This is a genomic window from Spirulina sp. CCY15215 (assembly GCF_016888125.1).
Lineage (GTDB): Bacteria > Cyanobacteriota > Cyanobacteriia > Cyanobacteriales > Spirulinaceae > CCY15215.
In genome coordinates, this window is the sequence record NZ_JACSWA010000393.1 from 1 (window position 1) to 13,525 (window position 13,525).

Here is a 13,525-nt window from a genome sequence, read left to right on the forward strand (position 1 = left end):
CCAAATAACGTAGTACGCGGGGTACTTAGTCTGGTCAGAATGGCTTGTCAGATTTCTCTTTCAAGCCTCACGCCTTTAGGCTGAGGTTCCTGACGGGAAGGCATTACCAGCAAAGACTTAAGGAATTAATCTATTATTGTGAACGACTTGGGAGCGAGGAAGTGTAATTAAGAACACCTATCTGAAAAAATACACTTTAAGTTAAGATTTGATTTGAATTGAATGCGATCGCCGCAAAAATGAGAAAAAGAATGCCAGTTTTCACCGCTCTTCCCTTCGCGTTAAACTCGTTTAAACAACAAGTTGTCGATCTGCATAATACGATAAGTGAGTCTTTGGGGGCGATCGAAGCGGCTCAAATTGTGGCGGCGTTTTTGCAGAAACGGCTTTATAAATCAAGGCAAACAGTTAAAATTGCAAGGAAAAATTACATAAAATTATGGAAACTTGTTCTCAACCTAATTGTAATAATCCGGTTTCTAAACCTGGACATACTCTCTGTTATAGCTGCTGGAAAACAGCCAAAGCGAAACCTACTATCAAAACAATAATTAGCCCTAAACCCAAGATTGTTAATTCTCCAATGCTGTTATCAGCTACAAAAATCAGTCAGAAATTAAACGAGCAAAATTATTCAGTTCATCGCAATAATGTCAATCGTATTTTATCGGAATTGGGGCTTTTAGAGAAAAAAGGAACAGATTGGACTGCAACGCGAAGAGGAATTGCTTTTGGTGCAACGCAAAAGAACGATCCAAAAACAGGAAATTCTTATGTTCTTTGGTCGCCCAATATTTTAGAAAATCGCATCTTTTTAGAAGCAATAAAGAATATTATTACCGAGACAACAGACTCAACTATTCTGGAAACTAAAAGCGAACAAAGTTTTCGAGAAAAGTTTCGCGAGAGTGCCAAATTTCGTACAACAGATGGACATTGGGTGCGATCGAAGGCTGAAGTGATGATTGATAATTGGCTCTATATGGCTGAATTAGTTCATGCTTACGAGCGCCGATTACCGATCGCGGAAGAAGTTTACTGCGATTTTTACATTCCTTCTGGTAAAGTCTATCTGGAGTATTGGGGTTATGAAAATGATAGTAAATATTTAGATCGCAAGCGAGAAAAACAAAGAATTTATCAGCAATACGAACTTAATCTGATTGAAATTGTTGATGAAAATGTCCGCGATCTCGATGATTTTTTGCCCAGAATATTATTAACATTTGGAGTTCAGGTCAGCTAAACCAAAAATCAATAGTTTATAATTTCACAATTAATTAATACTCAAGGGATCGACATCAATCGTTAATCTAACTGACTGCGGACATAATCCTTTCAACTGTAATAAATCCGGTAAATTGTCAATATCTCGAGCAAACTTAAGCAAAATTTGCCAACGATAACGGCGATCGATCCGCATAATACTTGCAGGTGCGGGTCCGAGTAATTCGTGGTTAACAGCAGCGAATAAATTGCGACATCCCTGGGCGACCAAATCCGCCGTTGCTTCCACTTCCTCTGCATTTAATCCACTAAATCTCAACAAAATTAAACGCCCATAAGGAGGATAATTCAACTGCGATCGCTCTGGCAAAGTTTGCTGGGAAAAAGACAAATAATCATGATTGCAAACGGCTTCAACAACGGGATGTTCCGGTGTATAAGTTTGCAGAATAACCCGTCCTGGATCGTCTCCTCTTCCTGCTCTTCCTGCAACTTGGGTTAAGGTTTGAAAAGCTCGTTCCGAGGCACGATAATCGGCAAGATTCAATAGCCCATCTGCGGCTACAATGCCCACTAAGGTCACTTGCGCTACATCTAACCCTTTGGTTAACATCTGAGTTCCGACCAGCAAATCTGCCTCTCCTTCGGCAAACTGAGTTAATTTTGTGCGATGGGCTCCTTTTCCACGAGTGGTATCGCTATCGAAACGAATCACCCGCAGATCGGGGAATTCCTTTTCGATCGCCCGAACTACTTTTTGAGTACCGCTACCAAAGAATTTGAGATAGGGAGACTCGCATTCAGGGCAGAGGGAGGGATGTAAGCTGCTGTAGTTACAATAATGACAGCGTAAGATTTGGGTTGCTTCTGCGCGGACGTGGTGATAGGAGAGGGAAACATCACAATGGGGACACTCAATCACATAACCGCAATTTCGACAAGAAACAAAAGTGCTGTGTCCCCGACGAGGAATAAAGAGAATACCTTGCTTGCCAGTTGGTTTAAGCTGTTTGAGGGCATCTTGCAAGGCAAAGCTAAAAATAGAACGATTTCCCTGTTTTAACTCTCGTCGCATATCCACCACTTCAACGGGAGGAAGAGGACGGGAATAAATGCGATCGGGTAGGGATAGGTAGTGGGTAGTTGATAGTTGATAGTTGATAGTTGATAGTGGGGAGTTGATAGTTGATAGTTGATAGTTGATAGTTGATAGTGGGGAGTTGATAGTTGATAGTGGGGAGTTGATAGTTGATAGTGGGGAGGGGGGAGTTGATGGGGGGGATAAATGATTGTCTTCTTTTCGATTCCTTGATGTTACCCATGTTTCTAGAGAGGGAGTTGCGGAGCCGAGAATGAGGGGGCAATTTTCTAGTTCTGCTCGCCATTGCGCTACTGTGCGAGCATGATAGGTTGGAGTGCGCCGATCTTCTTTAAAACTGTGGTCGTGTTCTTCGTCGAGGATAATTAAACTCAAATTGGAAATCGGTGCAAAAATAGCCGATCGCGTACCGATAATAACTTGCGGTTCTTGAAAAAACAAAAATCGCCAAGTATCGTAACGTTCTCCCTTGTTCAGATCGCTATGATACACTCGAACCAGATCGCCAAATCTGGCTCGGAAGCGATCGGTAAGTTGCGGGGTTAAGCCAATTTCTGGTACAAGAATGAGTGCCGATCGCCCTTGCTCGATAATTGGCGCGATCGCCTGCAAATAGACTTCGGTTTTCCCGGATCCGGTGACTCCATGCAGCAAAACACGGGCATATCCCGATAAATTTTGGATAGCTTCTAAGGCTTTCTCTTGATCTGCATTGAGGGTTTTGGGGCGATCGCCTTCTACTTCCATCTCTTCATAAAATCGCAACTCTTCGCGATCCTGTATGACCAGTTTTCCCGCTTCTTCAAGACGCTTTAAAGTAGAAGAGGAAGTTGCACAAGTTTCAACACAATCCGTTAACCACATCTCACCTCCTGCATTTTTCAGGATTTGTAAAATTTCTCGCTGACGTTTGGTCAGATCGAGAGCAGATAGATCTGAGATTAATGTTACCGCTCGCCGCATTTTCGGTTGAATTGGCTTCGGTGGTTCGAGATAGCGCTTAATCCAACCGCGTTTTTTTAATTCCTGCAAGCCGCGATCGACGTTACTGCGCTTATTTTTCCCTAATTTGCGGTGAATGTGACGACTGCTATAATCCCCCTCTTTTTGAGATTGGAGAAGCTCAATAATGGCTCGGGCAATAGGGGAACAAAAGACCTCAAACCCATCGGGAATAGCCTCAGCACAAAGACAAACGCGGCTTTGAGGTCTAACTAACAAACCGGGGGGTAAAGCCGTGCGAATGACGGTAATTAACGGAGCAAAGTAATAATCCGCGACTCTTTCCAACAATTGCCAATAATTCGGCGAAAAAACCCCCTCAGCAATAACCTCGCGAACATTGCGAATGCGATCGCGCTCTAAATCTGGCGGTAGGGTATCTAATTCGCGAACGGCAATCCCTCCAAGGGTTTGAGCGCCAAAAGGAACGAGAATAACGTCCCCCACATTAACTTCTAAATCTCTAGGAATGCCATAGGTAAAGAGTTTGGCAGGATTTTTTCCCTCTCCCCAATCTTCTTGGGAATAGTCCAATAAGACTTCAATCCAGCGATCGCCTTCTCTGCGATCGCCGTACACCACTTGGGGTTCTGAGACAATGGGAGAAGCGGAAGAAATCGCAGAAATTGTAGAAATCATACTAATGGCATTCGACATTTTGCAGGTTTGGGTCTATAACTTAAAGTGAACCCACTTTCAATCAATGTTAAGCAAATAGAAACAAAACTTTACTTATTTTCTCAGTTTATGCTGCCATCCCCTGAACGAAAAGCGTTTGAAAGCGCAAAACCCCATCATCCTGATAGGGTTTAGAGCAGTTTGAGCAAGGAGTTTAGCTTAAATTCAGGCTAAAACTAAAAATCCGCCCTCGAGCAAGTCCAGGTCAGCAGGTAGGGGCATTTGTTAACATTTCCTAACATTTCTTTTGAAATTTTGTAATAACACAAACAAACTCCTGAAATATTTCTGTTAGCCTGATAAACAACATTTACCCAATTGTAGCGACGAACGAGGTTAAGGAACTGTTAAGTTTTTGGGATCAAATGAACAAAAATCTATCTCAAGCCAAGACTCAATCAAGCGATCGCCGAATTTATCCAAACCCTGTTCGTATTTTTGGTCAGTGTTTTTAAACCTACCCCTTTTAATAATCCTCTTTTTGAAATCATTAGGCTCGACTTATGAACGTTACCGAATTACCAGCCAACATGACAGCCAACATGACAGCCAACATGACAGCCAACATGACAGCCAACATGACAGCCAACATGACAACAGTAAAAACCGATAATAAACTTTCTGGGGGGGCAATGGAAGCCGACGAATTAACCCCAGATTTAGTCAGTGTGGCATTTTCGATCCCCGCCAATACCTCAGCCAAAACTCGAAAAGCCCGTTATGGCAAAAGCGACGATGATACCGTCGGGGCTTTTTTCAAAGAAATGGCTCGCTATCCTCTCCTCAAAGCCGACGAAGAAATCGAATTAGCGCAATGCGTTAAGGCGATCGTGCAGATTGAAGAAATTCAAGAAAAACTAGCCGAGGAATTGCAGCGACAACCCTCTAAAGAAGAAATAGCTGCAGCCTTAGATATCACCCTCCGCCAACTGGAACAAAAATTATATCAAGGTCGCGTCGCCAAGCGGAAAATGATCCGCTCAAATTTACGATTGGTGGTGTCGATCGCCAAACGCTATCTCAATCGTGGTGTACCGTTTCTCGATTTGATCCAAGAGGGCGCGATCGGCTTAAATCGTGCCGCCGAAAAGTTCGATCCCAATAAAGGTTATAAATTTTCCACCTATGCCTATTGGTGGATTCGCCAAGCCATCACCCGCACCATTGCCAATGATGCACGAACCATTCGCCTCCCGATTCACATTGTTGAAAAACTTAACAAACTCAAAAAAGCCCAACGCAATCTCAAGCAAACCTTACAGCGCAATCCCCTCGAAGAGGAATTAGCCGCAGAATTAGAAGTCACCCCCGTACAACTGCGTCACCTTTTCCAATTGCGCCGCCAGTCCTTATCTCTCAATCACCGCGTTGGTAAAGGAGAGGATACGGAATTAATGGATCTTCTCGAAGATGGTGACTTAAAGCTACCTGAAGAGCAAATGAGTGAGGTCATGATGCGTCAGGAAATTAGTGAAGTTCTCAGCGATGTTTTAACAGAACGCGAAAAAGATGTGATCTCTTTGCGCTATGGTTTAAGTACCAGTCAGCCTTATACCTTAGAAGAGGTGGGAGGAATGTTTAATTTATCCCGAGAGCGAGTTCGACAAATTCAAAGCAAAGCCATGCGGAAACTTCGCCGTCCTCAAGTTGCTCGTCGGCTTCGCGGCTGGCTCACTTAATACTTTAGGGTGGGCAGGGTATAGGAATAGAACCGGAAAAATATTGGTAATTCCCCCTGCCCACCCTAGGGATTCACATTTTCTCTTTACATTACATTTTCTCTATTGATAATTGATAATTGATTAGAAATCCTTAAACTGGATTCCCACTAGCCCTGAGAATAGATCCTCGATCATTTCTTGCATTTCTTCTCTGATAATTATTGGCTTGCCAAAACCGGGACCTTTCAAGAAGTCTTTAATGGTTATTTTTTTATCTCGAAAATCTGTCACAAAGTTGCGAATTTCTTCTACTTCTTGAATATGATTTTGAGCCTCTTTGATCATTTCTTCTATAGGGTCACAACCCGATCGCACGAGGGAACGATATTCCTTAACCATCTCCCCTTCTTGAGTGTGTCGCATCCAACGCAGTTCTAATTTGATGTTTTCATATTGAGTTTTGAGTATTTTATTCTCCATTTCTAAGCGATCGCATTTTCGTTCGATCTCGCTGTTGGAAGCATCATCAAGATTAATTGCCTTATCTAACTCATATTGGCGTTCAATTTCTAGTAATCTTGCCATATCTCCCTCCTCATAAGCACGGTTAACCTCCTTCATAATTTCTGCGTAATCCTCCTTATTTTCTCCATCGGTCACTTTATCAGGGTGAAATATCGTTGCAAGGCGAAGGAAACTACGGCGCATTTGCTTCAACTCGGGATTTGCATTAGAGTTGTCGTGGTTGGGTGGGGTGTTATCTTCTCGATCGAATCCGTCAGAATGAAAATCCGCGTCATTTTCGGTATCAGTTTGAGAAAATTCTTCTTCAGTCCAGTCTTCATCTTCTCGATCGCGATTTCCTTTGGGACTGATCGCACCTATCATCTGCAACATCCGATAGACTTGTTCAATTTTTTGGCGACTCTGTTTCCCAAACTTGCGAGTGGTGAAAATCTCTTCAAACAGAGAATGAATTTCTCGATCGAGTTCGATGAGTTTGTCATGGAAAGGCTGACTACGTTGGACAATTTCCAGCGCGATCGCCTGCATTTGTTCCAGAAAGTTAGTCAATTCGGTTCGCTTTCTCTTAATTTGCTTGAGAAGCCACTGATGGTCTTTTTCTAGTTGTTCAAGGCGAGTATGAAATAAGGAAAATGCTAATTCAGAATTGGCTTGAGAGGCTGGTTTTGTCTTTTTTTTAGCCATAATTTTAGATAGTCGCTAAAAAGGCAAGTTTGTTACTGATTTGAGGGGAACCGAGAAAAAGTTCCCTAAGATTGGTTAGTCTGTTTTACCGATTACCAATTTGCCAAAATTAGGTGAATCTCTGGATCTTGTGCAACCCAACCAATGGGGACTTGATAGCGAACTTCAAAATGTAAATGAGGTTGAGGAATGTCGGGTTTTCCGCTTGTTCCGACGGTTCCCAAAATGGCTCCGGCTTGAACTTCTTGTCCTGGAACAACATTGAGGGTATCAAGATGTGCGTATCGGGTTTGTCGTCCTCCTTCGTGGTTAATAACAGCTAAGTTGCCATAATTCCCTTGGCGATCGGCAAAGGCGATGATGCCTGCTTCGGCGGCAAGTACGGAAGTACCCACAGGAGCAAGGAGATCGATGCCGTTATGAAACTCATTTTCCTCTGTTCCTTTTTGACTATGCCAGCCATAAGTTAGTCCGATCGCGGCGCGATCGCGCAAGGGATAACTACTCAAACCGACATAATTAGAGGCTTTAGGAACGCTATGGGTACTCCAACTCGTGCCTGGGATAAAAACTGTTTCTCCTGGCATTTGACAGCCATTGAGTTCAAATAAAACATCAGCGCGAACTCCATAAGCGTCGGCTAAGTCTTGCCAAGTTGCCCCCGAGGGTGTAGATACTTCAATACCATTTAGGGGGGGAATATAAAGGATACTTCCCGTAGTGGGTTGGGTATTTTGCCAAGCGGGATTAAAATGCAGGATAATAGCAGGAAAAATTTGATATTGTGCCGCGATCGCATCCAGAGTTTCCCCAGCACGAACTTGATGGGTTTGCAGTCGAGATAGAACCGAAGGCTGACAAACGGGAGCATTTTGAGCCAAACTTGGGGCTAAAAATCGCGAAGGCGCGATCGCCAGCCCTAAAAATAAGGTATAGAAAGAAGTAACCCGAATAAAAGTCTTTTTTTGTTTACTGTTCATGGTTGATGGTTTGTTGTTCATTAACAAAAGGTTCGAGTAATTCAATAATTTTCTCGCTTTCAAATGCTTTCGCAAGTTCGGTAATTTTTTGAGTAAAGGTGACATATTTAGAGTCTAGATTCTCGATGCGTTTAAGCTCAGATTGAATTTCCGTGAGATACCCATCTAAAACATGATGATAAAGTGACATGAGTTCTTGTGTGGGGGGGAAAATAAGTTCTTTTGAGATACTTTCCTCCGATTTCTCAATAATTTCCTCGATCCATGTCAATTGTAAATGCTGCTGAAGTTGTGCAAATAACTCCGAAGATTGTACGGGTTTGGACAGAAAATCATGGCAACCGACTTGATAGCTTTGTTGGCGAACAAAATCAACAATACTGGCAGAAGAGGCAATAATGATAACTTCCTTTTCTGCTTCTAAAGTTCGTATTTTTTTTGTCATTTCAAAACCATCCATCACGGGCATAATTAAATCGGTAATAATTAAATCAAACTGCTGCGATCGCGCTTTTTCTAAGCCCTCTAACCCATTGACAGCTTGACTTAATTCAAAACCAATCGGTTCAAGTAAGTCAATCAATACTGCGCGATTTTCCTGGCGATCGTCTACCACTAAAATTTTCCGTTTCTCCCCATGATAGCCAATAATATTTCGAGCAGTTTCTGGGATAGGCAATTGGCTGAAATTGCTAACTTCAGGAACATTAATGTCAAACCAAAAGGTACTACCCACACCAGAAACACTTTCAACACTTAGTTCGCTGCCCATCATTTTAACAATTTTACAACTAATGGATAACCCCAATCCCGTTCCTTGAGATTGACGGTGGCGATCGCCAACTTGCTCAAAAGGCAGAAAAATTTTCTCTAATTGTGTCGGAGTCATACCAACCCCGGTATCCTCAACTTGAAAGCGAATGCAATTATAAATAACTTGTCCATCGTCAATAATTTGCTGCGTTGTTTTTAAGCGGTTAATTTTCAGACTTACCCTACCGCGATCAGTAAATTTAATCGCATTACCTAACAAATTAATCAGAACTTGACGCAAGCGTTTTTCATCAGCATGAATAGCGTTAGGAAGTTCAGAAAGAGCTTCATAATGAAAACCAATCTCTTTTTGTTCGGCTTTAATCCGAAATAGTTCGCAAATACCGTGCAGAAAAGTTTCTAAATGAAAATCGAGAGAATGTAATTCGAGCTTTCGCGCTTCAATTTTAGAAATATCGAGGATATCATTAATTAAAGTCAATAAATGAGAACCACATTGGTCAATAATATTCAGCCCATCTTTAATTTTAGGCGTAGCAGTGCGATCGCGCTGTAAAATTTGAGCATAGCCAAGAATCCCATTTAAAGGCGTTCGCAATTCGTGACTCATATTAGCCAGAAATTCGCTTTTTGCTTGGTTAGCTAAGTCGGCAACTTCTTTCGCTTGTTGCAATTCAAAAGTACGTTCCTCAACTCGTTGTTCTAATTCTAAGTTCGTTTTTTCAAGGGCGGTAAATGAATCTTTTAACTGTCCCGCCATTTGATTAAAAGAACGAGCCAAAGTGTCGAGTTCTCGGATTTGTTTGACCTCAATATGTTGGTCGAGTTCCCCCGAGGCGATCGCCTTTGAAGCCGCATTTAAGTGCAAAATGGGAGCGGCGATCCAGCGAGAAGTCAAGAAACCCAGTAAAATTGCCACCCCTAAAGCACTCAAACAGAGAAAAATTGTTAAGCGAGTATTAGCTTGAATGCGTTCCATAAAATCGGCTTCCGGGATGACCACAACAATGGACCAATTTAGCCCTTGTTCGTCTCGGAAAGGCGTAACCTGTAAGAATTGTCGTTGTCCTTGTACCGTAAAAGTTAATTTTTCGCTTCCCTTTAAACTGGAAAAATCGGCAAATGTTGCCAAGATCTGTTCGGCGCTTGTTTGAATGAGAGGAATGCGACTTTCGATCGCCTGTAAGCGTTGAGGATCGTCCTTACCTTGGCTATTATCTACAAAAGGGTTTTCCTCTGTGGAAGAAGCGACAATTAACCCCGAACTGTCCATAATAAAAGTCTGTCCCGTGCGCCCAATCTTCAGAGAGCGCAAAAACTTGCTAATATCTGCCAGAGATAGATCGATTTCTAATACCCCTTGGAGTGTTTCTCGGTCATCGTAAACCGGTAAACTCGCAGATATTCCCAAACCTAAATCGGAGATAAAAGGATAAATTTCACTCCAAGTCGCTTTTTTGGTTTTAATTGGAGCAGTATACCAAGGTCGCTGACGGGGATCGTAATTAGGAATAGTATCTAAGATTTCTTGACGGTTGCCCTGTTTATCAATAGCATACTTATAAAGATTCCCAAGTTTAAAGGCTTCTGTGGAGTAAATAAAAAATGTTTTCCCCTCACCTCGTTCGGGACCCGTAAATCCTCCCTCTTCATTCCCAAAGTAAATTCCCGTAACAGAATCAAAAGTTTGCAGTTGTTGGAGAAAATGGCGATCGAGGATTAAGGGATCGGTTAAATCGAGTTGTCCGATCGCGATCGCCCTAGCATTGAGTTGATTGATCGTGTGGGGAACTTCCAAATAAGATTCGAGTTTTTGTTGGATGCGGGCAGTAATTTCTTCCCGGAGTTGTGTGGTTACATCATTAACTGCTTTTTGTCCATTTTGCAGAGAAAGCCATCCCGTCAATCCCACAGCCGCAACAACTTCGATGACAAAAGGAACCACCAGGAGCGATCGCAGAGGAATTTTGCGAGATATTTTACCAAGGGAATGATGTTTGACGTTTGGAGACATTAATATTGTACAAGGCGCTGATTTTTTGAACTAATTTTGATTTTTTGGTAAGGGGTTGGCAAAGAAACTTATTTAACCTGGGGGCCAATTCATCTGGCGATCGCCCAAAATGTGCAGGTGTAAGTGATCCACGGTTTGGCCGCCATCGTTACCATTATTAATAACAACTCGATAGCCATTGGTTAATCCGGCTTGCTCTGCAACGCGCTTCACCGTCAAGAGGAGATGTCCCATTAGCGCATGGTCGTCCGAAACAGCCTCAGAAAGCCTCGGAATCGGTTTTTTGGGGATGACAAGGATATGAGTAGGGGCTTGGGGGCTAACATCCTTGAAGGCGAGGCAAAGCTCGTCCTCATAAACAATATCGGCTGGGATTTCTTTGCGGATAATTTTGCTGAAAATGGTTTCCATCTTTATTGAATGGGTAATCAGTATAGATATTTTTATTTTCTCAAGAAAGCGATCGCCTCTGCAACGACCAATTCACCAGTAAACTACATTTATACAGTGGTTTGGCTGAAAAATTATGCTGGCTAGAGTTTGGAGTGCGTCTATCGTTGGCATTGATGCAATTAAAGTGGGAGTAGAGGTCGATGTTTCGGGAGGATTGCCGAAAGTTATTGTCGTGGGATTGCCCGATGCGGCTATCCAAGAATCTCGAGAGCGAGTTAAGGCAGCCTTAAAAAATTCGGGGTTATTGTTCCCCATGCGACCTATATTAATAAATTTAACCCCAGCAGACTTACGCAAAGAAGGTCCGAGTTTCGATCTGCCGATCGCCGTAGGAATTCTGGCCGCTTCTGAACAAATAGACCCGCAATTATTAGGGGATTTCCTATTTTTAGGAGAACTTTCTTTAGATGGTAGTTTGCGATCGGTGGCGGGGGTTTTACCTATTGCTGCTGCGGCACAACGCATGGGTATGACGGGTTTAGTTGTTCCCGAAGATAATGTTCGCGAAGCTGCTGTTGTTGAGGGTTTAAAGGTCTATGGGTTCAAACATTTATCTCAAGTTGCAACTTTTCTTTGCCAACCGGAAGACCATTCCCCAGCAATATTTAATGTCAAAATTGAATCAAATCGGCAGAGGCTAGGTATCTCGGATTTAAAAGAAGTCAAAGGACAAAATCATGCCCGTCGTGCCTTGGAAATTTCCGCAGCAGGGGGTCATAACCTGATCTTGGTCGGTCCTCCTGGCAGTGGCAAAACCATGTTAGCAAAGCGATTGCCTGGAATCATGCCTTCACTTTCTTTTGCAGAAGCCCTAGAAGTATCGCAAATTCATTCTGTTGCCGGTTTATTGAAAAATAAAGGTACATTAATTGAAGAGCGACCTTTTCGCGGTCCCCATCACTCTGCATCGGGACCTTCATTAGTAGGAGGAGGGAGCATTCCTCGTCCTGGGGAAATTTCTTTGGCTCATCGTGGAGTCCTATTTTTGGACGAACTAACTGAGTTTAAACGCAATGTTTTAGAATTTTTGCGTCAACCCTTAGAAGATGGTTGCGTCACCATTTCTCGCACTCGTCAATCAGTGCTGTTTCCCGCCCAATTTACCTTAGTTGCCAGTACCAATCCTTGTCCTTGCGGTTACTATGGCGACTCAATTCAAGCCTGCACTTGCTCTCCTCGACAACGGGAAAATTACTGGGCAAAATTGTCGGGACCATTGATGGATCGCATTGATTTACAAGTTGCAGTCAATCGTTTGAAACCGGAAGAGATGACGCGACAGGCTGCGGGGGAACCCTCAAAACCAATTCGAGAACGGGTTGAAATTGCCCGCGATCGCGCTCGCAAACGCTTTAGCAACGATACTAGCATCCGTTGCAATGCGGAAATGAAAAGCCGTCATCTCCAACAGTTTTGCGCTTTGGATGAAACCAGTCGCAATTTATTAGAAATGGCAATTCGCAAGTTAGGACTTTCCGCAAGAGCAATGGATCGAATTCTCAAAGTGTCCCGCACGATCGCCGATTTAGCGGCAGAGGAGAAGATTAGTTCTCAGCACGTTGCCGAAGCAATTCAATATCGTACTCTAGATCGACTGCAATAAAAGTAAAGACCGGAAGATATCTCCCATCAAAACTAATTATAAATCCAAAACAAACTATAACTACCTACTATCCAGAGAATAGGGAGAATAACTCTGCTAAATTGAAGGAGTTGTTTGTTGCTGACATTCAGGTTAATTTTTAACCATTTACTCTGTCCTAAAATCACTAAAACAAGTTCTAGTCCCAATAAAATATAAACTAAATAAAAAGCATAGTCGAGAGCAACAACATAGCCAATCCCCTCGGGTAGAGAATCCAACAAACTGAGATGATAAAAAACAACAGCTAAGAGTAAACCACTGATGGCCTCAACCGAAATGTTTTCAAAGGGAAGAAAGAGTAAACCATAAGCGATTACCACAAAAAACCATAAGGGTAAGAGATTTTTCATACTGAATCGGAAAATATCCCGCTCTATTTCGATCTCGGCATTAAACTGAGAGTATTGAAACTGAGATTTCGCTTTAATTAAGCGGCGATCGCCTAATGTCGATTGGTTAACATGAATATCCTGAAAAAAGAGGGCATTGATAATGTGCCAATCGGTAATTTTTTCAAATACCTTATTACTTTTAAAATTTTTGATCACCTCCTCAGTATTTGTATCTCGCATTCCGACAAAATCCACCACATAAATTAATTTTTCTTGTCCTAAAGTATGATGACGAAAGCGAATAGAGAGTATTTGGTCATCGAAGGGATAATGATGAAAATCAAACTTTTCATAAAAATCAGCTTTAACGCGATAGACAACATGATTGACTCCATCATGCCGATCTCTTTTAATCGGTTCACCTAGAGTTAATTTTTCTCCCGAATCCAAT

Annotated in this window: 8 protein-coding genes and 1 pseudogene; 3 read left to right on the top strand and 6 right to left on the bottom strand. The window is 42.4% G+C overall.

The window, feature by feature from the left end:
* The first annotated feature begins 439 nt into the window (after nucleotides 1-439).
* Nucleotides 440-1,246 (top strand): hypothetical protein, encoded by an 807-nt coding sequence (locus JUI58_RS11205; protein WP_204103872.1) that lies wholly within the window; start codon nucleotides 440-442, stop codon nucleotides 1,244-1,246.
* Nucleotides 1,247-1,276: 30 nt separating this feature from the next.
* On the opposite strand, the gene priA is transcribed toward JUI58_RS11205, so the two are convergent.
* Nucleotides 1,277-3,985: a primosomal protein N' gene (gene priA / locus JUI58_RS11210; protein ID WP_204103873.1), complete on the bottom strand. Its 2,709-nt coding sequence runs from the start codon at nucleotides 3,983-3,985 to the stop codon at nucleotides 1,277-1,279.
* Nucleotides 3,986-4,509: 524 nt separating this feature from the next.
* On the opposite strand from priA, the gene JUI58_RS11215 reads away from it, so the two are divergent.
* On the top strand, nucleotides 4,510-5,685 hold the full coding sequence (locus tag JUI58_RS11215) for an RNA polymerase sigma factor, RpoD/SigA family (RefSeq protein WP_239121404.1): 1,176 nt from the start codon (nucleotides 4,510-4,512) through the stop codon (nucleotides 5,683-5,685).
* A 123-nt stretch (nucleotides 5,686-5,808) separates the two neighbouring features.
* On the opposite strand, the gene JUI58_RS11220 is transcribed toward JUI58_RS11215, so the two are convergent.
* The 4 genes from JUI58_RS11220 to JUI58_RS11235 form a co-directional block, all read right to left on the bottom strand.
* Nucleotides 5,809-6,876, bottom strand: a complete 1,068-nt coding sequence (locus tag JUI58_RS11220) for a J domain-containing protein (protein WP_204103874.1) — start codon at nucleotides 6,874-6,876, stop codon at nucleotides 5,809-5,811.
* Between the two features lie 92 nt (nucleotides 6,877-6,968).
* A complete protein-coding gene (locus JUI58_RS11225) occupies nucleotides 6,969-7,856 on the bottom strand; it encodes a M23 family metallopeptidase (RefSeq protein ID WP_204103875.1) in 888 nt (295 codons plus the stop codon).
* Complete coding sequence (locus tag JUI58_RS11230; RefSeq protein WP_204103876.1) at nucleotides 7,846-10,644, bottom strand: hybrid sensor histidine kinase/response regulator; 2,799 nt, start codon at nucleotides 10,642-10,644, stop codon at nucleotides 7,846-7,848. The genes JUI58_RS11225 and JUI58_RS11230 overlap by 11 nt, the downstream gene beginning before the upstream one ends.
* Before the next feature lie 72 nt (nucleotides 10,645-10,716).
* A complete protein-coding gene (locus tag JUI58_RS11235; RefSeq protein ID WP_204103877.1) occupies nucleotides 10,717-11,055 on the bottom strand; it encodes a histidine triad nucleotide-binding protein in 339 nt (112 codons plus the stop codon).
* Nucleotides 11,056-11,170: 115 nt separating this feature from the next.
* On the opposite strand from JUI58_RS11235, the gene JUI58_RS11240 reads away from it, so the two are divergent.
* Nucleotides 11,171-12,700 (top strand): YifB family Mg chelatase-like AAA ATPase, encoded by a 1,530-nt coding sequence (locus JUI58_RS11240; protein ID WP_204103878.1) that lies wholly within the window; start codon nucleotides 11,171-11,173, stop codon nucleotides 12,698-12,700.
* 32 nt (nucleotides 12,701-12,732) lie between these two features.
* Here the strand turns inward: JUI58_RS11240 and JUI58_RS11245 are convergent.
* Nucleotides 12,733-13,525 (bottom strand): annotated as a pseudogene (locus tag JUI58_RS11245) (hypothetical protein); the annotation flags it as partial.

Bases quoted from the DNA above. Each gene is read 5' to 3' on its own strand.
- JUI58_RS11205 (WP_204103872.1), top strand. From the start codon at position 440: ATGGAAACTTGTTCTCAACCTAATTGTAATAATCCGGTTTCTAAACCT.
- priA (WP_204103873.1), bottom strand. From the start codon at position 3,985: ATGTCGAATGCCATTAGTATGATTTCTACAATTTCTGCGATTTCTTCC.
- JUI58_RS11215 (WP_239121404.1), top strand. From the start codon at position 4,510: ATGAACGTTACCGAATTACCAGCCAACATGACAGCCAACATGACAGCC.
- JUI58_RS11220 (WP_204103874.1), bottom strand. From the start codon at position 6,876: ATGGCTAAAAAAAAGACAAAACCAGCCTCTCAAGCCAATTCTGAATTA.
- JUI58_RS11225 (WP_204103875.1), bottom strand. From the start codon at position 7,856: ATGAACAGTAAACAAAAAAAGACTTTTATTCGGGTTACTTCTTTCTAT.
- JUI58_RS11230 (WP_204103876.1), bottom strand. From the start codon at position 10,644: ATGTCTCCAAACGTCAAACATCATTCCCTTGGTAAAATATCTCGCAAA.
- JUI58_RS11235 (WP_204103877.1), bottom strand. From the start codon at position 11,055: ATGGAAACCATTTTCAGCAAAATTATCCGCAAAGAAATCCCAGCCGAT.
- JUI58_RS11240 (WP_204103878.1), top strand. From the start codon at position 11,171: ATGCTGGCTAGAGTTTGGAGTGCGTCTATCGTTGGCATTGATGCAATT.